We start from the raw sequence: 25567 nt of genomic DNA on the forward strand, positions 1-25567 counted from the left end.
GACTTAGGGAAGGAAGATTATTGCTAAACAGCGGCTGCGTTAACGACCGCCTGATTAAACTCTCCACGGGCAATTTGAGCTTGCTCAGACGCTTCTTGTTTACGTTCTTGAGCTTTTGCCACCTCATCAAGTGCAAGTTGCAGCTCGTTTTGTAGATCTTGCGGAAGGTGGTGATCTGAAAACTCTTCTTCACCTGAATGTTCCAGTGCAAATGCTCGAATACGCTTCTTAACTTTAATGACATTGGTCAGCGCTTCGCGCTCAAGTTCAGCTGCTTCTTGCGCAGCGTCACGGCTTCTCTCAAAGCGAGCTAGTGCCATACCTTCAGATGACCACGGGTCCATTTCAGGAAGGTCTTCGATATTAATGGTTGGTTCAACATAGTCCTCTTGATGACGTAGGTCGAGGCTAGTTGCTCTGACCGCAGAGATCATCAGCATAACTGAAATACCCAGTAATGGCAGACCACCGACAATCGCCGCTGTTTGTAGTGTGCTTAGGCCTCCTAAGAACATTAGAACAGTTGGTAAGAAAGATAGGGTAAACGCCCAAAATAATCGGTTCCAGCGCATCGGCTCTTCAGTGACATCGTTTTGCACTACAGAAGCAAGGATGTAAGAGATAGAATCGAATGTTGTTGCGGTAAAGATGATGCACAGAATCGTGAACACGGCGATAACGACAGTGCCCATAGGTAGTGCATCCAACATTGAGAAGATGGCTTTGGTCGCCCCTTCCGCATTCAAGATGCCAACGACATCTAGCTCACCAGATAACTGTAGCGATAGACCGTAGTTCCCCAAGATCATAAAGAATAAGAAACAGCCTAGTGAACCAAAGAAAATCGAACCTGACACCATTTGCTTGATTGTGCGACCACGAGAAATTCGCGCTACAAATAGGCCCATACTTGGTGCAAATACCAACCACCAAGCCCAGTAGAAAATAGTCCAATCTTGAGGGAAGTGGGTGTTTTCAAATGTGCCGTAGCCACCAAATGGTTCTGCCCATGTTGCCATCACGAAGAAGTTTGACAGCATACGACCGATAGAATCTAAACCGGTTTCTAGCATGAAAATGGTTGGGCCAGCAAATAGAACGAAGGCCAATAGACCCATTGCGCCCCAGAAGTTGATATTACTCAGAACCTTGATGCCTTTTTCCATACCTGCGTAGGAAGAGTAGGCAAAAATCGCGGTACAAACGAGTAGAACTGCAATTTGGCTTAAGGTTGTCTGTGGAATGCCAAATAGGAAGTTTAAGCCTTCACCAATTAGAGGAGCGGCAAGACCTAACGTAGTAGCCGCACCACCAAGAAGACCGAAGATAAACAATACATCTACAATTTTACCTGCAGCGCCTTTGGTTCGTTCTTCGCCTAAAACTGGCATTAGGGCGCTAGACACTTTCAGTACAGGCTGCTTGCGTACGTAGAAGAAATAAGCGATAGGCAGAGCAGGGATAAGGTAAATAGCCCAAGCAATTGGACCCCAGTGGAATAGGCCGTAAGTAGCAGCCCAGCGAACGGCTTCTTCACTACCTGGCTCTAATTGGAATGGAGGTGATTGGTAGTAGTAGGCCCACTCAATACAGCCCCAGTACAAGATACTTGCGCCGATACCACCACAAAATAACATTGCCGCCCAAGAAGACGTGGCAAATTCTGGTTTTTCGTCAGGCTCACCAAGCTTGATCTGACCCATATCACTGAAGATAACGTAGATCATGAAGAAAAACGCGCCTAAGCCTAGGGCAAGATAAAGGAAACCGAGTTTGTCGGTCATGAAACTTTTTGCCACTGCAATCCAATCTGCACCTTGTTGAGGAAACAAAATTAAGGGGATAACAATGGTTAAGAGCAGGGCGATAGCACCGAAAAAGGTTGGCTTATCAATAAGAGAAAATGTGTTACGCACAAGTATCTTTCCATAATTAAGAGTTCTTTGATTATGGAATGATGTGACTTTACACGACAAACGAAGATCGTTGTCGACAAGATAGAAGGTTTTTAGCCGTTTAGAGAACTGCTAAAAGAATACCCCCAATGGTTGCCGCAGCGGAAAGGTATTGCCCCGCAGAATATGAACCGTCATCCTCTTCTTCAATTTTGTCAGGGTGATCCATACCTAATGCCCCGTGTGCAAAAGACTCTACTTTGTCTCCAACGGACTTATCGCCTTCAGAGGCTGCTTTACCGTCTTTTTCAATTTGCTGGAGTGCAGCCAAAAGCGCCTTTCCTTCCTCTGAAAGGGTCACTTTGCTTTGCTCGACTTTCAATGGAGCCGGGCTTGATTCTTGGGTTGCGGCAGCTGCTTGAGGCTTTACCTGCTGGCTTGGTGACAGCTTAGCTGACTCCATTCCTACTGGGGTCATAATGATCTCCTTACATTATCCTCAGACAATATATCGACTGCTTGATGAAAAACTTGTGCAAATTATGCAAAATTTGTATAAAAATAAAACAAGCATAAAGTGTGCCGATTTTAATTTATGCCGATAGATTGCATCGCTCCTAGATGAACTTTGAGTTATAGGAGCGATAGGAACTTAGCAACTTTAATGCCTATTTACACTCTAGATCATCGTTGCGTTTAGTAAGGTGTTTGTAGGCTGCCATACGATTTTCCATTTTTATATAGCGAGTTGGTGGTGCAAGCACGTTCAAGACATAATCGCTGTTTGGATTTGCATCTTCTAGATTTGAGTATGGTGAAATGACGACCACTTTAAGGTTTGGATTGCGTTTTAAAATGGATGCTTTGGTTCCTAACCCTTGTTCAATATGGAACTTACCTGCAATGTGAACTACCTGCTTTGTTGGGTGTTGATGTAGGTAGTTGGTGATGCTTTCAGCCATTGTTTCATCCCAAGTGACCTGAGCGGCAAACTGCTTTTCGGTCTGTTCGGGCTCACCATGATGCATAGAAGCCATAAACTTCTCTTTGTAGGGGCTGTCTGCGGTGTCTATATCGATAGCAAGACTCGCTCTTTGTTCTCCATTCAGTTTATCTAGATATTCTATCCCTTGTCGGCCGATACAGCGTACAAGCGGTTTTGGAGCGTTGGCAGCAATGACATCTAACTGCTCTTTCTTGGCTAGTTCAATAAGAGCTCTATAGTCACTTTCGTAATTCGGCCAAGCTTTGCCGTTTTTTATCAGCACTTGCTCGCCTATTTCGCCAGCCAAATAACTGTCGATTGTTGTTTGCTGATCGCGAGAAAATTGTTCCATTGATAGCGCTACGTCATTTTGTGTTGCTAGCTGTTCTAGTAACTCAGTTTGAAATCGATGGATTGCGGAGTGGGTGTGCCATTCGCCAATGAGGATGACATCAGCATCGAGAATTTCTTTCGGCAATTTCTGGAGATTAATAGGCTGTATCGAAGGTGAATAAAGCTGATAATCGTAGAAATTATTGATTGTGCTGTCCGCATTATGTGAAGAGAGTGTCGAACAAGCGGTGAGCGCTAAAGTGCTAAGAGAGATGGCAAAAAGCCGAAACATAAGAACCTCCATTAATGTATGTAGCAGATAGTAATGGAGGCTCTATGATAACTCAATGAAAATGAGAATTGTTATCTATGTTTTAATTGGACTTACGATATATACGTATCATGAAGTCAGCCTCGCACTCATAAAGTGTAGCTGAATTGAGTTTTTCTCTAAGCTCTGGTGAAGCCTTCCAAGCAAATGGTGTCATCTGGAGTAGGTCAAAAGCATCGCCATCGGAAAGCTTCATGACGTAGCTCAGTTTCTCTTGATGTTCTAGTTTGAAACCGTCGAGCTGTTCAGGCTCTTCATCATGTAGGCGGACATCAGGGTATATTTCATCTCTCAGCTGATAAAGGTGACGGCCTGCTGGCGTAACAGTAATCACGATGCCGTTATCAGTAAGAACACGTGATAGTTCTTGAGCCTTGCATGGCGCATAAATACGAAGCACTGCATCTAGGCTACCTTGCTCAAAAGGTAGGCGATGACTAGAAGCAACACTGAAAGTGCAATTTTGGTATCGCTTCGCCGCAAAGCGGATTGCCACTTTGGAGATGTCGAGGCCATATACCACGGCCTTAGAGTTTTGCTGATTTAAAGACTCAGCAACGGCAGTTGTGTAATAACCTTCGCCACAACCGATGTCTAGTAAAGAGTGCTGAGTCTCTTTAAGTTGCTCTGCACATAAAGCTGCTACACGACTCTTTAAAGGTTGATAATGGTCTTTTTCTAAGAAGCGTCGGCGAGCCTGCATCATCTCTTTATTATCACCAGGATCTTTTGAGCGTTTATGTTGAACAGGCATCAGGTTGATATAACCTTCCTTCGCTAGATCAAAGGAATGATTGTTTTGACAACGATATGTGCGTTCTGACAGCGTAAGATTTTGATGGCATAAAGGGCAGGTGTAAGACATAACAGGCTCTGGTGAAAACTAACAAGGCGAAGTTTATCAGGAAGCGTAAAAGCAAACTAGCAAGCAAGGTGCTGACTCGACAAAAAAGCAGCGCCTGAACGCTGCTTAATCATTGCAAAAAGGTCTAACTTAGTGGAAGAAGTCCACTTGTTGTTTTAATGATGCTGCTTGCTTTATCAAATGATCGGCGCTTTGTGTCGTTTTAGCACTTGTCTCACGACTTTCTCGGTTCAGCTCACTGATAGAGTTTGCATTAGAGGCAATCTCTTGAGAGACATTCGCTTGCTCTTCAGAAGTCGCAGCAATCGTATCCGCCTGACTTGCGATAGACTGAACTTGAGATGCAATAGTTTCGAGCGCTATGCCTGCTTCTTGCGCCTTGTCTAACACCTGATTGGCATTGACTTGGCTTTTGTTCATCATATCTACCGCATTGCTGGTTGAGCCTTTTAGCTTATCGATGATAGACACCACGTCTTTTACCGAAGTTTGAGTCCTGTGGGCTAGAGTGCGCACTTCATCAGCAACAACAGCAAACCCTCTGCCTTGTTCGCCCGCTCGTGCTGCTTCGATTGCTGCATTAAGGGCCAATAGGTTGGTTTGCTCGGCGATTTCATCGATCATTCTCGTAACGGTTTGAATGGCTTCGCTGTCAAGGTTGACCTGTTCTATCGCTTTTGCGGAGTTGTCTAACTGGTCATTGAGCTGAGCAATATCGATACAAACTGTTTCAACAACATCGAGCCCTGATTGACTGTCTTGATTGGTTAAGCGAACATTTTCGGCAATTGCTTCAACTTGTTGAGCTACTGCTTGCGCGGAAGAGGCCATTTCTTCGATTGCTGTCGCCACTTGTTCTACTTGCTGTTGTTGAATATCAGATTGGCTTAGGTTGCGCTGGGCATCATTGGAAACGCTTTGTGAGGCAGTTTGAACTGAGTCACTGGTCGAGCGTATTTCACCTACAAGAGTGTTTAGCTGCGTTGCCATATTCGCGACGCCATTACTGAGGTTAGTAATCTCGTTCTTTGACTCTTTACCACCAGAAGGAATGTCGAGGCTAACTTCTCCTTGAGCGAGTCTCGCCATATAGCCATTTAATACTGTCAGTGGCTTTAGATTACGATTTAGGAAAATGGTCAAAATGACAAAGGTAGCAATTGCTACAATAGTGGCAATGGTAATGATGAGTTTAAGCAGCGTATCACTCCCTTTAGTTACCTCTTGGATGAAGGTTCCACCTAGAAGCTTCCAGTTCCACCCAGGTACCTCGGTATAAACAAGGTATTTTTCTCCAATCGTGCCTTGATACTCATAAGGGTAACGAATCAACCCACTTTTTTGCTCAAAGATCTTGTGGAATGGTTTGTTGCCCTCGTAGTCAGACACCTCAATGATTGACGGTGCATTCTCATCATGAATAGGGTGCAGCAAGTATTTACCAAGGTTATCTTCTTGATTGTCGACCACAATAGTGTAGCCCGTCTCTCCCCATTTTATGGATTCCAAAGACTTATAGAGATCTTGTGTCGCTTGCTCGACGGGAAGTCCAATAAAAGAAAGACCGTTGACTTGACCAGCAGAGTTTTTGATAGGGGCGTAGTAGGTAATATAGCTTTCACCAAACAGTTTGACTTGCGCGTAGTATGGCTGACCGTTCTTCAATTGCTTATAGCCAGGATGATCCTTGCCTAGAGTTGTACCGACAACGCGTTGACCAGAAAGATTTTTCAAAGAAGTAGCAACGCGAATGAAATCACCGTTTAAAGGAGCAAAGATGGTTGCTACTGCACCAGTGTCACGAGTAAAACTATCTACAAGCTTAGTGTCGCCAATTAAGCTCTCGCCATATTGGGTGATATTGGGGATCGACTTACCGTTAAAATCGACGCTGTAATCCTCGACATAAACTCCCGCTAGATAGCCATTTCTAAAGGTAGATTCGAGTACTTTAGCTGTGTGCAAATAGGCATCAAATTGACCTGCTATGGTCATCGCCATGGCTTCAACTTCAGATTGATGGCCTTTTAGTGTGGTATCTAGCAGAACCTTGGACGCATTGCGGTAAACGAGTGTCGCTGTACCCGCGAATGAAATTAGCAAACAAAGCAGTATGACCAGTTTCAATTGAAAACCGACGCTTTGGTTTTTGAGTTTTTCGAACATCTCTAATTATCCTGTCTTTTATAGACTCTTGTTATCATTGAAAAATGAATATTTCGGCAGCAAAAAATCAGGAATAATAATAGCGATTTATAAAATGCCTATAATTGATTCGTATTAATGATTTTAAAGATAACAGAGTCGAAAATGTGAAGGCGGCATGCCTAAAGCGAAAAGACCGGATGGAGAAAGAAGAAATTTCGGCAGGAGGGTAATGTCGCGGGCATAGCTACCCGCGACGAATCGTCTACTTGGTAGAAATCTTAGTGATCAGTTGATGACTTTCATTAGGTTGCAGAGTTTTACCTTGCTCTAGTGAAGGCGCGTGCAATGTAGATTCAACGCATAGGAACGTTTTGTATCCATCGTCTTGCATGTCACCCATACCTTGAGCACCTTCTGCCCAAGGGTTCCAAAGAACTGCTGAATTATGGCCTTGGTTTACCACCGTCACTGATCGACTTAGTGTTGGATCTTCAACAACGATTTGATCTTCTGGTTGTGTGTAAACGCGGTCGATAGTATCAGTCAGCTTTAGGACATCGTCACCTTGGCAAATTTCGCCACCTTTCAGACTGTCGATGTACTCAGGGCCCATGCCAGTAGTCTTTGCTTGCTCGATATCACCAACGGTTAGATAAGTGTGCAGTGCGCCAGAGAAGGTCCATGCTTGAGTGTCGGTGTTGGTAACGTCTAGTGTCACTTTGAGTTCATCGCCAATTTCAACCAATAGATGAGCTTGGAATTGATACGGCCAAACCGCGAGTGTTGATTCAGAAGGTAAGAGACCCAACTCGATGATCACACCGTTTTCATTTTCACGGTGCTCTAGTAATGTCCATTCACTGTTGCGAGCAAAGCCATGAGCAGGCGCTGCAATGCGACCAAACCAAGGCCAACAAACCGGAATACCGCCACGAAGTGCCGTTTTACCATCGAATTTTGCTTGCTGGCTCATCCAAATCAGGTCTTCTTGGCCGTTAGGCTTGTACGAAAGAACATGGCCACCAAATAGAGATACCGCCGCAGTGGCTTTATCGTGGATAACGCGCACGGCCTTAACCGAATCAATCTCAACGATGGTCACGTTATCAGATAATACAGTTAGAGCAGGGAGAGTTGATAAATCCATTACATAATCCTTCTAAGGGAAATTGAATTCAAATACTAGAACATTGGGCAGTTTACTGAGCTATCTGCCGTATTTGGATTGAATCTCATTGTGAGGGTTGCGTAGATACAAAAAAGGCGACTCGAGAGCCGCCTTTTACAAGATTCTGCGCTAAACGCTTATCTTAAAGTAATAATTACTTAGAGATGTGTGCGATTAGGTCTAGAACTTTGTTTGAGTAACCGATTTCGTTGTCGTACCAAGATACAACTTTAACGAAGTTATCAGTTAGAGCGATACCAGCTTTAGCATCGAATACTGAAGTTTGAACTTCACCGATGAAGTCTTGAGAAACAACTTGGTCTTCAGTGTAACCTAGAACACCTTTTAGAGAGCCTTCAGATGCTGCTTTCATAGCTGCACAGATAGCTTCGTAAGATGCACCGTTCTTAAGGTTAACAGTTAGGTCAACTACAGAAACGTTAGCAGTTGGTACGCGGAAAGCCATACCAGTTAGTTTGCCGTTTAGTTCTGGAAGAACAACGCCTACAGCTTTAGCAGCACCAGTTGAAGATGGGATGATGTTCTGAGAAGCACCACGACCACCGCGCCAGTCTTTAGCAGAAGGACCGTCTACAGTTTTTTGAGTAGCTGTAGTTGCGTGAACTGTAGTCATAAGACCAGATTCGATACCGAACTCGTCGTTAAGAACTTTAGCGATAGGCGCTAGACAGTTAGTAGTACAAGAAGCGTTAGAAACGATGTCTTGACCAGCGTAAGTGTCTTGGTTAACGCCCATTACGAACATTGGAGTAGCGTCTTTTGATGGACCAGTTAGAACAACTTTCTTCGCGCCAGCAGTGATGTGCTTACGTGCAGTCTCGTCAGTTAGGAAAAGACCAGTTGCTTCAGCTACAACGTCAACGTCGATAGCATCCCATTTTAGATCTTCTGGGTTACGCTCTGCAGTAACACGTACAGTCTTACCGTTAACGATTAGGTTACCACCTTCAACTTCAACAGTACCGTTGAAACGACCGTGAGTTGAATCGTACTTAAGCATGTATGCCATGTACTCTACGTCGATTAGGTCGTTAATACCTACTACTTCGATGTCGTTACGCTCTTGCGCTGCACGGAAAACGAAACGGCCGATACGGCCAAAACCGTTAATACCTACTTTGATAGTCATTATAGTTGCTCCACAACTTAATTTCTGATTAAAGATAACTGGTAGTAAAATTACAGAATCCAGTCAAAATCTGCAACTGATAATCGGACTTAACTTGTTTAAAGTCAAAAAAAAGCGTCGCTTTTTTTCACAATTAGTCGCAAATGGTTATCTTTTGAACGGATTACTGGTTTTTTCCCTAACCAGTTGACGTAAAATAGTAAAGATGATGCCAGCAGTGCTGAAAGTTTAACCATCCTGTTATGGTGTCAAAGTATGTGCTACAAAGGCTGCGCTTCGCAAGTTTTTCGCGAAAAAAGTCATAATAAAAAATGAGAATACGGAGAATTATTGCTGTGAAACAAAAGGTAGAAAAGGTAGTGAAGCCTGATGAATACTGGCGTGAGGTGCTTTCTGACGAAGAGTATCGTGTATGCCGAGAGCAGGGCACAGAAGCCCCTTTCTCAGGTAAGTTACTACACAACAAGAAGACAGGAGTTTACTCATGTACCTGCTGCCAAGCACCGCTATTCATCTCAGATAGCAAGTACGACTCAGGGTGTGGCTGGCCTAGCTTTGATGCCCCTATCAATGATAAGGCCATTCGTTATTTAGAAGATCTTAGTCACGGAATGGTTAGAACTGAGATCAGATGTGCGGCTTGTGATAGCCATTTAGGTCACGTTTTTCCTGATGGACCTAAAACAACGGGCGAACGCTTTTGTGTTAACTCTGTGTCGTTAATTTTCAACAATTCATAAAAAAGCGGTGATTTAATCACCGCTCTTTGTTTCATCCTTACAAGATTTCTATCTATTTAAACTTAGGAACCATGGTCGCCTTGAAGGTGCCACTATTAATCGCATCTTCAAACTGCTCCGCAATCTCATCTAATTGTTGGTAAGTGCTTTTATCAAAGCCATAGAGCAGTTGCAGCTCACTGGTTGATGCGATAGGGACGTCGTATCTGTGCGCTACCATGGTCCAAATATACGCTTCCTTCTTAGTACCCAATCGGTAGGTTGTACTTGCGAGTGACTTGAACACTTCTGTGTTGATAGTGCTTTTGTTTGTTAATTCAAGTGCGCGTAGAAGCAGAGTTCGGGTTTTGTTCTGATTGCGGCTGGTATAGAACGTAGCTAACGCATACTGCATTTCCGCCGTGTCTAATTCAGGTGTACCTTCTAACTGTAAGAAGTTACGTCTCGCTTGCTCGCTGCCTATCTGACTCCATAAAAAGTAGAACGCTTGTGCTGAATTAGATTTTTCAAGAGTTGCAACAATTGCATCCAAATCCTCTGCGGCATTGATTAGTGAGTTGAACCTACGCTCTTTTAGACCCGACTGATCAATAGGTTGGATTTGAGAAGCGAGCTCTAAACATTTTTTATATTCAGCAAGGTATTTGTACTCTTTGATCTTGTTTTCATCGTTTGGATTTTTAAAAACTTCGAAACGATGCCAAATCAAATCGGTTCTTGGAATGCGGCACTGTCCATCGCCCATGTTGAGGCGTTCACATTGGAGAGCAGGATTAGAGTTGCACAGCTGCTCAGTGTTTTTATTGCCTTCAAAACAGCCCGCAAGGGTAAAACTTGCACCTATAAGGGCAAGCACTTTTAATAATTTCATACTGTCGTTGCTTGTGATCCGTTACACTTAATTATCGCTGTTTCCTTGACTCAATCTGCTAGCCAGTTAATGTTCGTCTATCATTTTTGACGAATTAGGATTTTCCATGGACGCAGAGCAGTTAATCAATGCCATCACACCAGAGGCTTATGAGCGTCTACTTTTTGCTGTAGAAACAGGTAAGTGGCCTGAGGGTACTCTACTTTCACAAGAGCAGCGAGATTCTTGTATGCAAGCTGTGATGTTGTATCAATCTAAGCATAATGCAGATGCACAACATATGACAGTTGCTAAGGGTGGTGAAATTAGTTTTAAGTCGAAAGCTGAACTAAAGAAACAATTTCAGCAGGGACAAGACGATATTGTGCGAATCAATCCTAATAAAGAATAATAAAAAAGCAGGTTAAACCTGCTTTTTTCAATTTAGCCACAACACTTTTTAAATTTTTTCCCGCTTCCACAAATGCATGGGTCATTGCGGCCTACTTTTAAGTCTCGTACTGATTGCTTTAAGCGAGGGTCGTCCACTTGTTGTTCAGGAAACGTCCCGTCAATGTAGTACCACAGATTATTTTCACGAATAAAGCGAGAGCACTCCTCTAAGCAGTACTCATGGCCGTCTTGGTTAAAGAAAGCTTTAAACGTAACAAAGCCTTCATCTTGGTGTGAGCCATCAGCGGTGTTGATGACGTCTAATCGACACCAATCACTATCAATCGACTCGGCAATCCCTTCGCGTTGTTCTTCAGCATGACAGCTTGGATGGTAGGTATTGATTACATAGTCGACAAGCCCAACTACATGTGCACTATAACGCGAACGCATAAGCTTCTCTGGAGTTGTTGCAAGGCTATGATCATTGTGGATCGGTTGACAGCATTGGCTGTAGTCCACGGCGTTTCCGCATGGGCATAAGGAGGTCATAAATATACCAATTAATTCGTTTTGACAGACAGAAGATCAGCCGTCCATTTCACCGAAGCATCATAACATTCACTCAAGATGTTTTGATCTAAACCGATGGTCTTGCAGCTCTGTTGTACTTTTTCCCATTCGGCTTTTTCATAGGCTTTAGTAAGCATAAGAATATCGCCAAGTATGCCTTCATTCTTAATAATCGCGAGCTTAATTGATTCGTCGACTGAGATTTCGTCAACAATCTGCTCTAGTGGTCGATCCAATAAACTATCGAGTAATGAAAACATACCGGTAAGGAATGCTTGGCCGGATTCTAGCTTAACGTTCAATCGGGAACCAATGAGTTCACAATATCGGGCACGCTGAATTGACAAACCGTATAGGTAATCTGGTTTGCTGTCCTGTGTGGATGCAAGAGCCACGAGAGAAATAAATTTTCGAAGCTTATCTTCACCCAGATAAACTAGCGCTTGTTTGAACGATTGAATGCGCGTTTTTACAATCGAAGACGAGTTAACAAAAGTCAGCAACTTGTATGAAAGGGTCAAATCTTTACTGATTAGTGACTCAATCGCCCCATAGTTCATGTTCTCTTTAGATATCTCAGTAAGAAGCTGGATGACCGTCATAAATGAAGGCTCTAAAGATTTTCTGGTGATCATCTCTGGTTTACTAAAGAAATAGCCTTGGAAGTAATCAAAACCGGCTTGCTTCGCTTGTTCAAACTCTTCATAGGTTTCTACTTTTTCTGCCAGAAATTCGATCTTTGACGCTTCAAGACGCAGTATGAACATGCGAGCCTTTTCAATCGGTACTTGGCGAATATCGAACTTAATGATCGAAACGTATGGCAAAAATGCGCGCCATTCTTTGCTTGGTATAAAGTCATCGAGTGCGATTTTGTAGCCTGCGGCGGCCATCTCTTTTACTGCTGTTAGAAGCTCTTCAGTAGGAGGGCAGTCCTCTAAGATTTCGACTACTAAATTATCACATGGAAATAGGGTTGGAACTCTGTTGATTAGGCTTTGGTAAGGAAAATTAACAAAGCCGAGTTTATCCCCAAGAGTCTCATAGTGAGTCGATAAAAAGTGGTCGGACAGTAAGCGGCTTGTGGCTTGTTCGGGATCGATTTCCGGAAAAGTATTCTGTGGACCATCTCTAAACAACAGCTCATAGCCAACCGTATGTTTGTCTTTATCAAGAATGGGTTGCCTAGCAATATAAGAGTATTTCAAGGTATATACCGCGCTCCGTGTAATATTATAAAAATATCAGCTGGCCAAAGGGCGAGCTAGAACAGTGCAAAAGCCGAAAATTTACTGACCAAAAGGTCGTTGTTGTAACTCGAAAGAGTTTTTATCGTACACTAGTACAGAACCTTGTGTATACCAGTCACCTAGCACTATTCTAGTATAGTTGTTGCCGTTTTTATTAAATTCGTGAACCTTGGGCCTATGTGTGTGACCGTGGATCATTAAGTCGACATTATGACTTTCCATTACGCGCTCAACTTCGCTTTGTGTCACGTCCATAATATCTAGGGATTTTGTTTGTTTATCGGTTCTGATGTCCGATTGAACTTTACTGACGATTTTCTTTTTGATGAACATCGGAATGCGGTTGAACACCCATTGCAGCCATGGCTGATGAACTTTTGCCCGATATTCCAAATACTTTACGTCTTCAGTGCATAGTGTATCGCCATGCAAAATGACGGCTTTTTTGCCATATAGGTCGATGACAGTTTCGTCTGATAAAAGTGTTACACCTGTTTGTTTTGCAAAGCGTTTTCCAACTAGAAAGTCACGATTACCTTGTGTGAAGAAACAAGGGACTCCTCGAGCGGTTAAAGCTTTAAATTCTTCTTTGATAAGACAAGCAAAGTCAGAACGGTCATCATCACCAACCCAAAACTCGAATAGGTCGCCTAGCACGTAGAGTGCTTCAGCATGGATTGCTTCTTCTCGCATAAAACGGACAAAGCATTGATTAATGTCTGGTGTAGTAGGGGAGAGGTGTAGATCAGAGATAAATAGTGTGGTCATAGTCATTTAACAAGAGAGCGCCTCAAAGTGCGCTCTCTAAATCCAAGATTATTCTTCGATTGTAGTACCAGTGATTAGTACGTCTTCTAGTGGAACATCTTGGTGCATGCCGTAAGAACCAGTGCTAACACCTTTGATTTTCTCAACGATGTCCATGCCTTCTACAACTTCACCGAATACACAGTAACCCCAACCATCTAGGCTTTCGCTACGGAAATCTAGGAATGTGTTGTTGTTTACGTTGATGAAGAACTGAGAGCTTGCTGAGTGCGGCTCCATAGTACGAGCCATAGCAAGAGTACCTACTTTGTTGCTAAGACCGTTGTTCGCTTCGTTTTTGATTGGTGCACGAGTTGGCTTTTCACGAAGACCAGACTCCATGCCACCACCTTGAATCATGAAACCATCGATAACACGGTGGAATAGTGTGTTGTCGTAGAAACCATCACGGCAGTACTGTAGAAAGTTTGCGCTTGTTTCTGGTGCTTTTTCATCATTAAGTTGAATTTTGATGTCACCAAAATTTGTGTGAAGGGTGATCATGATTTTGTCCTTTACATATGTTTTTGACTTGAGCCCAAGATTCTATCGTAACTTTTCGGACATTAATACGTGAAAAGTAAGGGTTGAGACCTGAGTATAGGTGCTATTGATGTCTTTTTGAGCATTTGAGGGATTACGAAACTGGGCATGAGTTGGTATACTGAGGGACTATTTTATTTCACCCAATTATTAGATAGAGATCATGTTAAAGATATATAACACACTCACGAGACAGAAAGAGGAATTCAAACCAATCACTGCCGGTAAGATCGGTATGTATGTCTGTGGGGTAACCATCTATGATCTCTGTCATATTGGTCACGGTCGTACGTTCGTTTCTTTCGATGTGGTTTCTCGTTACCTTCGCTACTTGGGTTATGACCTAACGTTTGTTCGTAACATCACTGACATCGATGACAAAATCATCAAGCGTGCCAACGAAAATGGCGAGTCGTGTGATTCTCTAACTGAGCGCCTGATTGGTGAAATGCATGCAGACTTTGACGCGCTGAATATGAAGCGTCCAGACGTTGAGCCTCGTGCAACTGAGTTTATCTCTGAAATCATTGAGCTAGTTGAGAAGCTAATCGAACGTGGTTTTGCATACGTTGCGAGTAACGGCGATGTGATGTTCGAAGTGAAGAAGTTTGACGAGTACGGCAAGCTATCTAAGCAAGATCTTGATCAGTTACAAGCAGGTGCTCGTGTTGATGTAGAAACAGCAAAACGTAGCCCGTTAGACTTTGTTCTTTGGAAAATGTCTAAGCCTGGCGAGCCAACATGGGAATCTCCTTGGGGCCCAGGTCGCCCAGGCTGGCACATTGAGTGTTCAGCAATGAACTCTTCTATTCTTGGTAATCATTTTGATATCCACGGCGGTGGCTCTGACCTTCAGTTCCCACACCACGAAAACGAGATTGCACAATCATGCTGTGCACATGGCACTCAGTATGTAAATACTTGGATGCACAGCGGCATGGTAATGGTCGACCGTGAGAAGATGTCTAAATCTCTTGGTAACTTCTTTACGATTCGTGATGTATTAAACCACTACGATGCAGAAACGGTTCGTTATTTCCTAATGTCAGGTCACTACCGTAGCCAGCTAAACTACAGCGAAGATAACTTAAACCAAGCTCGTTCAGCACTAGAGCGTCTATACACGTCATTGCGTGGCCTAGACCTAACTGCAACAGCAGCCGGTGGCGAAGAGTACGTGACACGCTTTACGGAAGCTATGAATGATGACTTCAATACGCCAGAAGCGTACTCAGTGCTGTTTGATATGGCACGCGAAGTTAATCGCCTGAAAACTGATGATCTAGCAGCAGCAAGCAGCCTAGGTGCAGTCATGCGCGAATTGGCTGACGTTATCGGTATTCTTCATCAGGACCCAGAATCATTCCTGAAAGGTGACGCTGCTAATGATGACGAAGTGGCTAAAATTGAAGCACTTATCAAGCTTCGTAACGATAGCCGTGCATCGAAAGATTGGGCGAATGCAGATATGGCTCGCGATAAACTGACTGAAATGGGCATCGTACTTGAAGATGGTCCAGAAGGCACAACATGGCGCCGTAAGTAAGCGGTAAGCGAAGAATATTTAAGGGCTGTTGATTCAGCCCTTTTCTTTAAAATTTTTATAAATCTTTATACAGGTATCAATCAGTGGCTCAGATGTATTTCTATTACTCGGCAATGAACGCGGGTAAATCAACCACTCTTCTTCAATCTTCTTTTAATTACCAAGAACGTGGCATGACACCAGTGATCTTCACTGCGGCTCTTGATGATCGCTATGGTGTTGGAAAAGTGAGCTCTCGAATTGGCTTACAATCAGATGCGCAGCTATTTAATACGGAAACCGATCTATATAAAGAAATCGAAGCTCTAAATGAAGCTGAGAAACGCCATTGTATTTTAGTTGACGAGTGTCAGTTTCTTTCTAAAGAGCAGGTATACCAATTAACCGAAGTTGTGGACAAGCTACACATTCCTGTTCTTTGCTACGGTCTAAGAACAGACTTCTTGGGTGAGCTTTTTGAAGGCAGTAAATATTTGCTTTCTTGGGCAGATAAATTGGTTGAGTTAAAAACAATTTGTCATTGTGGCCGTAAAGCAAACATGGTGATTCGTACTGATGAGCATGGTGTTGCGATTGCGGAAGGTGATCAAGTTGCTATTGGTGGCAATGACCGTTATGTGTCTGTTTGTCGTCAGCACTATAAAGAAGCGCTTGGTAAGTAACTTAAGGCTTCTTAGAACTCATGGACAGGTGGTGTTACACAAGCCGCTTAATTGAGCTGAGTGGTTGGTTCGTCATCAATACGCATGCATGTTACACACCACCAATCCATGAATTCATTAATGTGTCTGAATGTAGGTAGTGAGTATTTTGCAATGCAGGCATTATTAGATATAGCCAAGCAGCATGCGTTAGCTATATCTAATGATGACTAAGCTTGATACCGCTGATACAAACAAAAAAGCGAAGCACTAGGCTTCGCTTTTTTGTTTGTATTCGACTAATTCGGATTGCGCTAGGCAGTCAGAGATTAACGAGCACGGAAGACGATGCGACCTTTAGATAGATCGTATGGAGTCATCTCTACAGTTACTTTGTCACCAGTAAGAATACGGATGTAGTTCTTACGCATTTTACCAGAGATGTGAGCAGTAACTACGTGGCCGTTTTCTAGCTCAACACGGAACATTGTGTTTGGTAGAGTATCAAGGACAGTGCCTTGCATCTCAATTACGTCTTCTTTAGCCATTTAATCCTCTTTTAAAAATGGACAATTTTTACCGGGGGAATAATGCCGATAAAAATGAATTAAGTAAAGTTGGGGCGTATTCTACCCTCGCCAACGCTGATTTACTAGCCTTTGATGACGTTGAAAGCGGACTTTATAGTTCATAGCAGGGCATTCATCGATTTGATAGCCTAAATAGAGCCACTGTTTACCTTGTTGCTGGCAATATTCCAATTGGAATAAGACACCTAACGTTCCTAATGAAAGCTCATAATCTGGGTCGTAAAACGTATAAAAAGCACTGGCACTATTCGACAATATATCGGTAACTGCGATACCAATAAGCTTGCCTTGGTCATAGATGTGTAGGTATTGCGTATTTAACCACGCGCAGTTAGAAAACGTCGCAAACTCATCTTTTTTCGGTGGATACATCGATCCATTTTGGTGGCGTGCTTCGATATAACGGGCGTAGAGTTCAAACCAATCTTCATCCATATCGGTTTTAAGTTGCCATTCAAACATTTTAGCTTTGTTGTAGATGCGTTTCTGGCTTTTGGATTGCTTAAAGTCAGGGACGGAAACACGTAGCGCTTGGCAAGACTGACAAAGATCACAATGTGGCTTGTATATGGTGTCGCCGCTGCGTCTGAACCCATTTGCAAGCAGCACTTCATAGCTCGATCCACAATGCATCCCAGGGTCGAGCGCAACGGCGACTCTTTCCTGTCTGTCGGTCAAGTAACTGCATGGATGGCAATCTGTTAGACCAATACGAATTTGCTGAAGATCAGAACTCATTGCGCTCCTCTGTTGATTGAGTTAGCCATTGTTTGTTAAAGCAGTTAGCGTGTAATGGCTGATTCTTAAAGGATAGCAGCCTTTGTATAAAGTCATCGCGTTCCAGCTCTTTCGCTCCTAAAGAGGCTAGGTGAGGATTCATTACTTGGCAATCAATGAGTTGCCCACCATGCTGTTGAAAATGTTCGCAAAAATACCATAACGCAATTTTAGATGCGTTGGTTTCAAGGCTAAACATCGACTCACCACAAAATAGTTGGCCGATAGAAATGCCATACAATCCACCAATTAAGGTCTTATCTCGCCAAACTTCTACAGAATGGCAGTGGCCTTGCTGAGCTAAAGTCTTGTACGAATGACGCATATCTTCGTTCAGCCAAGTTTCATCTGCTGTCCGTGTAGACGCGCAATAGTCAATCACAGCTTCAGTTGCTTGATTAATGCTGACTTGATATTGATGCTTTCTTTGAAACTTCTTGAGACTTTTTGACGGATTAAATGTCTTAGGAGTAAAGGTTGCTCTTGGTGACGGACTCCACCACAAAATCGGTTCACCTGGACCATACCAAGGGAAAATACCGTTTTGGTAAGCAAACAGCAGGCGCTCAGGACATAAATCACCACCCATGGCCAATAAACCATTTGGGTCGACGAGGGCGTTGAATGGTGAAGGAAACCAAATTTCGTCTGGGTCAAGTTCAGTGAGATACAATGCCATGAAAGAGTAGGAGAGCAGAAATGAAGAAATTGTTGTGGATCATATTGGTTTTTCCGCTTATTGCCAATGCGGCATACCAAAGAAATACTGCAAGACCGGTTAATGAAGTGGTATTTGGGCAAGTTGATACCGTCCGTTACATTACGCAGCAAGATATCGTGAAATCGCAAGGTTCTGGTTGGGAAACCTTACTAGGTGCAGTAGTCGGTGGAGTGATAGGCAATCAGTTTGGCGGAGGTACGGGTAAAGAAGTAGCGACGGCTGTGGGCGCAGTTGCTGGGGCGGGAGTGGCAAGAAATCATGCCAATCAAGAGTATCGTGTTGAATATAGGTTGGTTGAGATTCTGATTAAAACCGACAAAGGTAATCTGATTGATGTCATCCAAGATGTCGATACGAACATGCTGTTTGAGAAAGGTGATAAGGTTCGTATTCTCTATTTTGATGATGGAGTGCGAGTTGATAAAGAGTATTAATGTCGGTTGAGCATAAGGCTGAGCTGACCACATAATTATTCAGTTTTTATCGTGCTTTTGCTCTGGTTTTAACGAAGCTTTTTAGATAGGCTGCAAGTACGAAGAATTTTCATCATCTCGTTTAGGAAGGCGAGGTGAGCAAGGATTAACGATTTTAATGGAAAGCCTTACGTTACAACCTATCAATAAAGTCAATGGTGAGGTCAACTTACCGGGTTCAAAAAGTGTTTCAAACCGAGCACTACTACTTGCAGCTCTAGCAAGTGGCAAAACGCGTTTAACTAACCTGCTAGACAGCGATGACATCCGTCATATGTTAAACGCGCTTACTAAACTTGGTGTTAACTATTCCCTATCTGAAGATAAAACTGTCTGCGAAGTTGAAGGCTTAGGTAAGCCTTTTGATGCACCTGAAGCACTAGAACTGTTTTTAGGTAATGCTGGTACCGCAATGCGCCCGCTTGCCGCTGCATTGTGTCTTGGTAAAGGCGAATATGTACTGACTGGTGAACCACGTATGAAAGAGCGACCAATTGGTCACTTAGTGGATGCGCTTCGTCAGGCGGGTGCTGAGGTCGAGTACTTAGAAAATGACAACTACCCACCTTTAAAGATTTACGGAACAGGCCTAAAAGGTGGCGCAGTAGAGATTGATGGTTCGATTTCTAGTCAATTCTTAACCGCGTTTTTGATGTCGGCTCCACTGGCTCAAGATGATGTGACAATTAAGATTGTCGGTGACTTAGTTTCGAAGCCATACATTGATATCACACTGCATATCATGGCTCAGTTTGGCGTAGAAGTAGAAAACAACGACTACCAAGAATTTGTTATTCGCAAAGGCCAGTCGTATGTCGCTCCAGGGGATTTCCTAGTTGAGGGTGACGCATCATCAGCTTCATACTTCTTGGCGGCTGCAGCAATCAAAGGCGGCGAGATCAAGGTAACGGGCATTGGTAAAAACAGTATCCAAGGTGACATTCAATTTGCTGATGCACTAGAAAAAATGGGCGCAGAAATTGAGTGGGGTGAAGACTACGTTATTTCGCGTGTCGGAGAGCTGAAAGCTGTCGATCTTGATTTCAACCACATCCCAGACGCTGCAATGACGATTGCAACCACGGCACTTTTTGCTGAAGGTACAACGGCAATTCGTAACGTTTATAACTGGCGTGTAAAAGAGACAGATCGCTTAGCCGCAATGGCAACAGAGCTACGCAAAGTGGGTGCAGAAGTGGAGGAAGGTGAAGACTACATTGTGGTTACACCGCCAGCTAAACTTACCCATGCTGCGATCGACACGTACGATGATCACCGTATGGCAATGTGTTTCTCTTTGGTTGCACTGAGTGATACACCGGTGACGATCAATGATCCGAAATGTACGTCGAAGACCTTCCCAGATTACTTTGATAAGTTAGAAGGTTTAAGCTCTTAACAGGTTCGGACTGTTTAAGTAGTTGAAAATAAAAAAGGGTTGGCACATTGTGCCAACCCTTCTTCGTTTATCGCGATTAAGTATTTAGCGTAAATTCTTTCGACAAGTGATGGGCTAAATACTTAAACATGTTAAACACTGCTGTCGTTTTTGGCGTTGGCAGGCCGTTATCATCTAAAAAGTAGTTTCCTTTGAATACTAATACCCCATCTTTTTCCTCGACGCTGTCTGCACGCATACCCTCAAGGTAGTCTTCGTGATCTTGGATGACATGGTTAGCTATCATTAGCAATTCTGTTTGTGAAATGGCTTTTTTATCGCTCATGGGAAATACCTTTATTGTCTTGCTTCTATTATAAGAAGTGATGGCAAAATTGTAGGGAAATCAATAAAAAATTCAAATGCGGTAGATCAAGCCTAGGGAGACTGCGAAACAACGAATCGAAAAATTGTTTTGTGACTGGTGGCAAAAAAAGTCGTTTCCAGTTGGCATCCATAATCTTTTGACGTTTAGTATGTGACGCTTTCCCGACCTCTCGATTATGCTCAATTGAGCCATTGGTGTTTTCAGGCGATAACTATTCGCAGACATCGTTGATTTGTCGAGCAGTCACGATAGAAATTTAAAAAAGATATTGATCTTCTTGTAATCTCGCTCAATAGTAAAAAAAGAAGCAAAGTATTAAGTATGTTGTGCGATAATTCGCACTCGATAAAGGACACTTGAGTCAATTATGGGTAAGTCATTGGTTATTGTGGAGTCGCCGGCCAAAGCGAAGACCATCAATAAGTATTTAGGTAAGGACTTCATTGTTAAGTCCAGTGTGGGTCACGTTCGTGATCTACCGACTGCTGGCCAAAGTACTGGTCAGAAGGCAGCTGCGGTTTCGACCAAGGGCTTGAGCGCTGAAGAAAAAGCACGAATCAAAAAAGAAAAAGATCGTAAGTCGCTAATCAAGAAAATGGGTATTGACCCTTACCATGGTTGGGAAGCGAACTATCAAGTATTGCCGGGTAAAGAGAAAGTTGTCGCAGAACTGCAAAAACTTGCTAAAGACGCAGACAGCGTTTACCTAGCAACCGATTTGGATCGCGAGGGAGAGGCTATCGCTTGGCACCTTCGTGAGATCATCGGTGGCGATGAAGAGCGATACAAACGCGTTGTATTCAACGAAATTACAAAAAATGCTATTCAACAAGCGTTCGAGAAACCGGGCGAGTTAAGCATGCCGGGTGTGAATGCCCAGCAAGCGCGTCGTTTCATGGACCGTGTTGTTGGCTTTATGGTTTCACCTCTTCTATGGAAGAAGGTGGCTCGAGGCCTTTCTGCGGGTCGTGTACAGTCAGTAGCGGTGAAGCTATTGGTTGAGCGTGAACGTGAAATTAAAGCGTTTATTCCAGAAGAGTTCTGGGATATTCACGCGGACACTAAAACGCAAGATAAAACAGATTTCCGCCTGCAAGTTGCACAAAAAGAAGGCGTCGCGTTTAAACCAGTCAATGAAGCTGAGACAAAATCGGCAATGGCTGTACTTGAAAACGCACGTTACGAAGTGTGTAAGCGAGAAGACCGTCCAACGTCGAGCAAACCTTCTGCTCCGTTTATTACGTCTACGCTTCAACAAGCGGCAAGCACTCGTTTAGGCTACGGCGTTAAGAAAACAATGATGCTAGCGCAGCGCTTGTATGAAGCTGGTTACATCACTTATATGCGTACCGATTCAACGAACTTGAGTTCTGAAGCGGTAGAGACGGTTCGTGGCTTTATCGGCGAACAGTATGGTGACGCCTACCTTCCAGCTAAGCCAACAGTATATGGCAGCAAAGAAGGCGCTCAAGAAGCGCACGAAGCGATTCGTCCTTCAGATGTGGTAGTGAAAGCGGATGACCTAAAAGGTATGGAAGCGGACGCCCACAAATTGTACTCATTGATTTGGAATCAATTCGTCGCGTGTCAGATGACGCCAGCGAAATATGACTCAACGACAGTAAGCGTGAAAGCGGCTGAGTACACTCTGAAAGCGAAAGGTCGTATCCTTAAGTTTGACGGTTGGACTCGTGTTCAGCGCCCTCTAGGTAAGAACGAAGATCAGATTCTTCCTGCGGTTCAGGTGGGTGATACTATCGAGCTTATCAAGCTTGACCCTAAACAACACTTCACTAAGCCACCGGCACGTTTTACTGAAGCAGCATTGGTTAAAGAACTTGAAAAACGTGGTATCGGCCGCCCATCGACATATGCTTCAATCATTTCAACGATTCAAGATCGTGGTTATGTGAAAGTTGAGCAGCGTCGTTTCTATGCAGAGAAAATGGGTGAAATCGTAACAGACCGTCTTGATGGTAGTTTCGATGAACTGATGAACTATGAGTTCACGTCTCGTATGGAAGAAAAGCTTGACCAAATCGCAGAAGGTGAAGCGAATTGGAAGAATGTACTTGATGATTTCTTTAACGACTTCACAGGTGACTTAGCCAAAGCTGAGCTTGATGAAGGCGAAGGCGGTATGAAACCGAATCATATCGTTTACACCGATATCGAGTGTCCAACTTGTTCACGTCCAATGGGTATTCGTACTGCTTCTACTGGTGTGTTCTTAGGTTGTTCTGGTTATGCACTTCCACCAAAAGAGCGTTGTAAGACAACGATCAACCTTGGTGACGAAGACGGCATTATCAACGTTCTTGAAGAAGATGTTGAAACAGCAGCACTACGAGCGAAGAAGCGTTGTCCTATCTGTGAAACAGCGATGGACGCGTACCTAATCGACGAAAAACGTAAGATGCATGTTTGTGGTAATAACCCGAACTGTGACGGTTACGTTGTTGAACATGGTGAATTCAAGGTTAAAGGCTACGATGGCCCAGTTGTCGAGTGTGACAAGTGTGGCAGCGATATGGAGCTTAAGAACGGCCGCTTCGGTAAATATATGGATTGTACGAGCCAAGAATGTAAGAACACTCGTAAGATCCTTAAAAATGGCGAAGTAGCGCCACCGAAAGAAGATCCTGTGCACTTACCTGAGCTACCATGTGAAAACTCAGACGCTTATTTTGTTCTTCGTGATGGTGCGTCAGGTTTATTCTTAGCCGCAAGTACGTTCCCTAAATCACGCGAAACACGAGCGCCGTTAGTGGAAGAGCTAGTTCGATTTAAAGATCGTATCTCACCTAAGTTCCATTACTTAGCGGAAGCGCCAGAAAAGGATCCTGATGGACTTCCAATGGTCGTGCGCTTTAGTCGTAAGTCGAAAGAGAACTACGTTCGCTCTGAAGTAGATGGAAAACCATCTGGTTACACAGCACTGTATGTTGATGGCAAATGGGAAATTACGGATAAACGTAAAAAACCAGCGAAAGCGAAAAAATAGCCATCTATCCTAGAAATGAAAAGCAGCCAATCGGCTGCTTTTTTATGCACCGAATGATCATCCGTTTTCATACAAATGAGATCTACTCTCAGTTATCGCACTTTCGCTTGGGTTTAGTATAAAGATAATTAATATCAGTTTTGACAATATAATTGTCAGACTCTATTGATCTAGGTGAACTACGGAAGGGCGCCATGACACAGAGACTGAAGCTGTTGATGTTAATTGCAATCAGCAGTGTTACATTTGTTTTTGCTGCATACACTGTTTCTAAGCATGTGATTGATGAAGTTGTCGCAGACTTATTATGGAAATACGCGCAAGTTTCTGCTCGTTATGATGCGGAAACCCTTCTAACGCCCATTATTAAAGAAGTCGAACTGGTTAAGCAGCTCTCCACGCATCCTAATATTACCTCCTGGGGATTTCATAGCGATGATGATGTTTATCGTTCTGTGGCGGAGGATACGCTAGAGCACTATCGGTGGCAGTTTAAATCCAAAAACTTCTTTATCGCTCTTGATCAAAATCTCGCTTACCACTTCAATGACGTGCAAAGCATCCGCAGAGACACTTTTTTTCGCCATTACTTAGACCCAATATCTATCTATGACAAATGGTATTTTGAGCAGAAAGATAGCCAAACCAACCTCTCCGTTAATATCGCCCGAGATGCCCACTTGAGCTTAACCCGAGTTTGGATAAACCAAAGTGTGATGAAAGATGGTCAGTTTTTAGGGATTGTTGGGACAGGCATTGAAGTATCGCTACTATTTCGACAGCTGACTAATCATCACTCTGATGCTCTCAGGACTATTTTTGTTGATGCTAGTCGCCGTATTCAACTCTCTTTTGACGGTGGTGAGGTAGCTTACCCACTTCGTGATTCTAGCAACCTCAAGCCGCGCTTAAATGAAATCTTCAGCGATGAACTAGATTATCAAGCCATAGAAGCGCTGATGAAAAGGCAAAAGATGGGCGAAGAAGCGGAAGTTCTTATGGTTCAGCAAGGGGTAGGACGAGCAGTTGTTGCCATTCAATACATAGAGGAGCTTGGTTGGTATGAGCTAACGTTTGTTAGTATTGATGAAATGATTCCTAACTGGGTGTCAAATTACCTCTACTTTCCTCTCGCAGTCATAACGGCGTTATTTTCGTTGCTCACATACGTCTATCTAGTGAAGTACTGGATTGTGCCTATGGAGTACCGTGAGCAGCGTTTGGCTTTTCTTGCTAGAGCACAATCGCCCCCTCAAGATCTCAGCTTGAATCCTTTCGACGAATATCTCGACAAACTTGAAGAAGAGCTAAATCACAATCGTAATGGCGTTGATAGTATGGTTGCGTCACGAACAGAAGCATTGGACAAGTTGACCGTATTTGATGTGGTGACTCAACTTCACAATAAACGCGGCCTTGAACGAGAGCTTAAACTAGAGTTATCTCGTGCCAGCCGCGAGCAGTATCAGTTTGGACTGATTTGGATTGATGCCGGTATTGGTGACACAATAAAAAACGCAAAACAACCCGAACAGTATAACTCGGCACTCAAATTGGTTGCAGAAGGTTTACATCAAGCTATACGAGAATACGATGTTGCCTCGCGCTGGGCCGATGGTGAGTTTTTGTTACTGGTGCGAAGTGGTAAGCGCGAAACCTTACAGCATGTGGCTCAAAGGATTAAAACATTTATTGATGAGCAATTGGATTCGTCTAATGCTGATGAATCTCAAATTTCGATAGATTTAGCAATCGGAGGGACACTGATAAACCCTGATATGTCATTGCAACAAGCATTGGCGTTAGCAGACAGCTCTTTGTATATCGCCAAGTCACATTATGAAAATGCGATTTATATTCACTCACTGACAATAGAAAAGAAATCCGCGTAGTTTTCCTCATTATTTATAAGAATTAATGATGCTTCATTGCGAGCAAAGTCACGTTAATGTAGGGGAGATGTTAAGGCTTTGTTTCTTTGTGCGAGGATAGTGTGAGCTGTCTCAGGACGATAAAAA

Annotated in this window: 24 protein-coding genes; 8 read left to right on the forward strand and 16 right to left on the reverse strand. The window is 43.4% G+C overall.

Annotation, left to right across the window (positions count from 1 at the left end; genetic code table 11):
* Positions 1-23: 23 nt before the first annotated feature.
* The 7 genes from AAFX28_RS13450 to gap form a co-directional block, all read right to left on the reverse strand.
* A complete protein-coding gene (locus AAFX28_RS13450; protein WP_408688360.1) occupies positions 24-1916 on the reverse strand; it encodes a BCCT family transporter in 1893 nt (630 codons plus the stop codon).
* Positions 1917-2016: 100 nt separating this feature from the next.
* A complete protein-coding gene (locus AAFX28_RS13455) occupies positions 2017-2373 on the reverse strand; it encodes a hypothetical protein (RefSeq protein ID WP_408688361.1) in 357 nt (118 codons plus the stop codon).
* Positions 2374-2563: 190 nt separating this feature from the next.
* Complete coding sequence (locus tag AAFX28_RS13460; RefSeq protein WP_408688362.1) at positions 2564-3505, reverse strand: ChaN family lipoprotein; 942 nt, start codon at positions 3503-3505, stop codon at positions 2564-2566.
* Between the two features lie 82 nt (positions 3506-3587).
* On the reverse strand, positions 3588-4409 hold the full coding sequence (gene rlmA / locus AAFX28_RS13465; RefSeq protein ID WP_408688364.1) for a 23S rRNA (guanine(745)-N(1))-methyltransferase: 822 nt from the start codon (positions 4407-4409) through the stop codon (positions 3588-3590).
* Between the two features lie 129 nt (positions 4410-4538).
* The gene (locus tag AAFX28_RS13470) at positions 4539-6575 is read right to left on the reverse strand and encodes a methyl-accepting chemotaxis protein (protein WP_408688365.1); all 2037 of its coding nucleotides are present in this window, start codon (positions 6573-6575) and stop codon (positions 4539-4541) included.
* A 244-nt stretch (positions 6576-6819) separates the two neighbouring features.
* Entirely contained in the window at positions 6820-7704 is an 885-nt protein-coding gene (locus tag AAFX28_RS13475; RefSeq protein WP_408688367.1) for a D-hexose-6-phosphate mutarotase, read from the reverse strand.
* Between the two features lie 175 nt (positions 7705-7879).
* The gene (gap, locus tag AAFX28_RS13480; protein WP_008080593.1) at positions 7880-8875 is read right to left on the reverse strand and encodes a type I glyceraldehyde-3-phosphate dehydrogenase; all 996 of its coding nucleotides are present in this window, start codon (positions 8873-8875) and stop codon (positions 7880-7882) included.
* Between the two features lie 335 nt (positions 8876-9210).
* On the opposite strand from gap, the gene msrB reads away from it, so the two are divergent.
* Positions 9211-9615 carry a peptide-methionine (R)-S-oxide reductase MsrB gene (gene msrB / locus AAFX28_RS13485; protein ID WP_408688369.1) on the forward strand — a complete coding sequence of 135 codons (405 nt, stop codon included), beginning with the start codon at positions 9211-9213 and terminating at the stop codon, positions 9613-9615.
* A 52-nt stretch (positions 9616-9667) separates the two neighbouring features.
* On the opposite strand, the gene AAFX28_RS13490 is transcribed toward msrB, so the two are convergent.
* Complete coding sequence (locus AAFX28_RS13490) at positions 9668-10486, reverse strand: DUF2989 domain-containing protein (protein WP_408688371.1); 819 nt, start codon at positions 10484-10486, stop codon at positions 9668-9670.
* A gap of 106 nt (positions 10487-10592) precedes the next feature.
* Between AAFX28_RS13490 and AAFX28_RS13495 the strand changes: the two genes are divergently transcribed.
* On the forward strand, positions 10593-10877 hold the full coding sequence (locus tag AAFX28_RS13495; protein ID WP_408688373.1) for a YeaC family protein: 285 nt from the start codon (positions 10593-10595) through the stop codon (positions 10875-10877).
* Between the two features lie 32 nt (positions 10878-10909).
* Here the strand turns inward: AAFX28_RS13495 and AAFX28_RS13500 are convergent, their stop codons facing one another.
* The 4 genes from AAFX28_RS13500 to AAFX28_RS13515 all read right to left on the reverse strand — a co-directional run bounded on the left by AAFX28_RS13500 (position 10910) and on the right by AAFX28_RS13515 (position 13992).
* The gene (locus AAFX28_RS13500) at positions 10910-11410 is read right to left on the reverse strand and encodes a YchJ family protein (RefSeq protein WP_408688374.1); all 501 of its coding nucleotides are present in this window, start codon (positions 11408-11410) and stop codon (positions 10910-10912) included.
* Positions 11411-11421: 11 nt separating this feature from the next.
* Positions 11422-12639, reverse strand: a complete 1218-nt coding sequence (locus tag AAFX28_RS13505) for an EAL and HDOD domain-containing protein (RefSeq protein WP_408688375.1) — start codon at positions 12637-12639, stop codon at positions 11422-11424.
* Positions 12640-12720: 81 nt separating this feature from the next.
* Positions 12721-13449: a UDP-2,3-diacylglucosamine diphosphatase gene (lpxH, locus tag AAFX28_RS13510; protein ID WP_408690874.1), complete on the reverse strand. Its 729-nt coding sequence runs from the start codon at positions 13447-13449 to the stop codon at positions 12721-12723.
* 48 nt (positions 13450-13497) lie between these two features.
* Positions 13498-13992: a peptidylprolyl isomerase gene (locus tag AAFX28_RS13515; RefSeq protein ID WP_408688376.1), complete on the reverse strand. Its 495-nt coding sequence runs from the start codon at positions 13990-13992 to the stop codon at positions 13498-13500.
* 202 nt (positions 13993-14194) lie between these two features.
* Here AAFX28_RS13515 and cysS point away from each other — a divergent pair, with 202 nt between their 5' ends.
* Entirely contained in the window at positions 14195-15577 is a 1383-nt protein-coding gene (gene cysS / locus AAFX28_RS13520) for a cysteine--tRNA ligase (RefSeq protein WP_408688378.1), read from the forward strand.
* A gap of 83 nt (positions 15578-15660) precedes the next feature.
* Positions 15661-16239, forward strand: a complete 579-nt coding sequence (locus AAFX28_RS13525) for a thymidine kinase (protein WP_408688379.1) — start codon at positions 15661-15663, stop codon at positions 16237-16239.
* 308 nt (positions 16240-16547) lie between these two features.
* Here the strand turns inward: AAFX28_RS13525 and infA are convergent, their stop codons facing one another.
* From infA to aat, 3 genes are all read right to left on the reverse strand, one after another.
* The gene (gene infA / locus AAFX28_RS13530; RefSeq protein ID WP_001040192.1) at positions 16548-16766 is read right to left on the reverse strand and encodes a translation initiation factor IF-1; all 219 of its coding nucleotides are present in this window, start codon (positions 16764-16766) and stop codon (positions 16548-16550) included.
* An 81-nt stretch (positions 16767-16847) separates the two neighbouring features.
* Positions 16848-17546 carry an arginyltransferase gene (locus AAFX28_RS13535; protein WP_408688381.1) on the reverse strand — a complete coding sequence of 233 codons (699 nt, stop codon included), beginning with the start codon at positions 17544-17546 and terminating at the stop codon, positions 16848-16850.
* Positions 17536-18264 (reverse strand): leucyl/phenylalanyl-tRNA--protein transferase, encoded by a 729-nt coding sequence (gene aat / locus AAFX28_RS13540; RefSeq protein ID WP_408688383.1) that lies wholly within the window; start codon positions 18262-18264, stop codon positions 17536-17538. Before aat ends, AAFX28_RS13535 begins: the two co-directional genes overlap by 11 nt.
* Positions 18265-18284: 20 nt before the next feature.
* Between aat and AAFX28_RS13545 the strand changes: the two genes are divergently transcribed.
* Both AAFX28_RS13545 and aroA read left to right on the forward strand, forming a co-directional pair.
* The gene (locus AAFX28_RS13545) at positions 18285-18740 is read left to right on the forward strand and encodes a glycine zipper 2TM domain-containing protein (protein WP_408688385.1); all 456 of its coding nucleotides are present in this window, start codon (positions 18285-18287) and stop codon (positions 18738-18740) included.
* A gap of 157 nt (positions 18741-18897) precedes the next feature.
* Complete coding sequence (gene aroA / locus AAFX28_RS13550; RefSeq protein WP_408688387.1) at positions 18898-20178, forward strand: 3-phosphoshikimate 1-carboxyvinyltransferase; 1281 nt, start codon at positions 18898-18900, stop codon at positions 20176-20178.
* A 76-nt stretch (positions 20179-20254) separates the two neighbouring features.
* Here aroA and AAFX28_RS13555 read toward each other — a convergent pair whose 3' ends face one another.
* On the reverse strand, positions 20255-20503 hold the full coding sequence (locus AAFX28_RS13555) for a YciN family protein (protein ID WP_408688389.1): 249 nt from the start codon (positions 20501-20503) through the stop codon (positions 20255-20257).
* Positions 20504-20912: 409 nt separating this feature from the next.
* Between AAFX28_RS13555 and topA the strand changes: the two genes are divergently transcribed.
* On the forward strand, positions 20913-23549 hold the full coding sequence (topA, locus tag AAFX28_RS13560; protein WP_408688391.1) for a type I DNA topoisomerase: 2637 nt from the start codon (positions 20913-20915) through the stop codon (positions 23547-23549).
* 194 nt (positions 23550-23743) lie between these two features.
* Positions 23744-25441: a diguanylate cyclase domain-containing protein gene (locus AAFX28_RS13565; protein ID WP_408688393.1), complete on the forward strand. Its 1698-nt coding sequence runs from the start codon at positions 23744-23746 to the stop codon at positions 25439-25441.
* The last annotated feature ends 126 nt before the right edge of the window (positions 25442-25567 follow it).

The sequence above is a fragment of the Vibrio sp. TBV020 genome (assembly GCF_046056895.1).
In the GTDB taxonomy this organism is placed as follows: domain Bacteria; phylum Pseudomonadota; class Gammaproteobacteria; order Enterobacterales; family Vibrionaceae; genus Vibrio.

Bases quoted from the DNA above. Each gene is read 5' to 3' on its own strand.
- AAFX28_RS13455 (WP_408688361.1), bottom strand. From the start codon at position 2,373: ATGACCCCAGTAGGAATGGAGTCAGCTAAGCTGTCACCAAGCCAGCAG.
- AAFX28_RS13460 (WP_408688362.1), bottom strand. From the start codon at position 3,505: ATGTTTCGGCTTTTTGCCATCTCTCTTAGCACTTTAGCGCTCACCGCT.
- rlmA (WP_408688364.1), bottom strand. From the start codon at position 4,409: ATGTCTTACACCTGCCCTTTATGCCATCAAAATCTTACGCTGTCAGAA.
- AAFX28_RS13470 (WP_408688365.1), bottom strand. From the start codon at position 6,575: ATGTTCGAAAAACTCAAAAACCAAAGCGTCGGTTTTCAATTGAAACTG.
- AAFX28_RS13475 (WP_408688367.1), bottom strand. From the start codon at position 7,704: ATGGATTTATCAACTCTCCCTGCTCTAACTGTATTATCTGATAACGTG.
- gap (WP_008080593.1), bottom strand. From the start codon at position 8,875: ATGACTATCAAAGTAGGTATTAACGGTTTTGGCCGTATCGGCCGTTTC.
- AAFX28_RS13490 (WP_408688371.1), bottom strand. From the start codon at position 10,486: ATGAAATTATTAAAAGTGCTTGCCCTTATAGGTGCAAGTTTTACCCTT.
- AAFX28_RS13495 (WP_408688373.1), top strand. From the start codon at position 10,593: ATGGACGCAGAGCAGTTAATCAATGCCATCACACCAGAGGCTTATGAG.
- AAFX28_RS13500 (WP_408688374.1), bottom strand. From the start codon at position 11,410: ATGACCTCCTTATGCCCATGCGGAAACGCCGTGGACTACAGCCAATGC.
- lpxH (WP_408690874.1), bottom strand. From the start codon at position 13,449: ATGACCACACTATTTATCTCTGATCTACACCTCTCCCCTACTACACCA.
- AAFX28_RS13515 (WP_408688376.1), bottom strand. From the start codon at position 13,992: ATGATCACCCTTCACACAAATTTTGGTGACATCAAAATTCAACTTAAT.
- cysS (WP_408688378.1), top strand. From the start codon at position 14,195: ATGTTAAAGATATATAACACACTCACGAGACAGAAAGAGGAATTCAAA.
- infA (WP_001040192.1), bottom strand. From the start codon at position 16,766: ATGGCTAAAGAAGACGTAATTGAGATGCAAGGCACTGTCCTTGATACT.
- AAFX28_RS13535 (WP_408688381.1), bottom strand. From the start codon at position 17,546: ATGAGTTCTGATCTTCAGCAAATTCGTATTGGTCTAACAGATTGCCAT.
- aat (WP_408688383.1), bottom strand. From the start codon at position 18,264: ATGGCATTGTATCTCACTGAACTTGACCCAGACGAAATTTGGTTTCCT.
- AAFX28_RS13545 (WP_408688385.1), top strand. From the start codon at position 18,285: ATGAAGAAATTGTTGTGGATCATATTGGTTTTTCCGCTTATTGCCAAT.
- aroA (WP_408688387.1), top strand. From the start codon at position 18,898: ATGGAAAGCCTTACGTTACAACCTATCAATAAAGTCAATGGTGAGGTC.
- AAFX28_RS13555 (WP_408688389.1), bottom strand. From the start codon at position 20,503: ATGAGCGATAAAAAAGCCATTTCACAAACAGAATTGCTAATGATAGCT.
- topA (WP_408688391.1), top strand. From the start codon at position 20,913: ATGGGTAAGTCATTGGTTATTGTGGAGTCGCCGGCCAAAGCGAAGACC.
- AAFX28_RS13565 (WP_408688393.1), top strand. From the start codon at position 23,744: ATGACACAGAGACTGAAGCTGTTGATGTTAATTGCAATCAGCAGTGTT.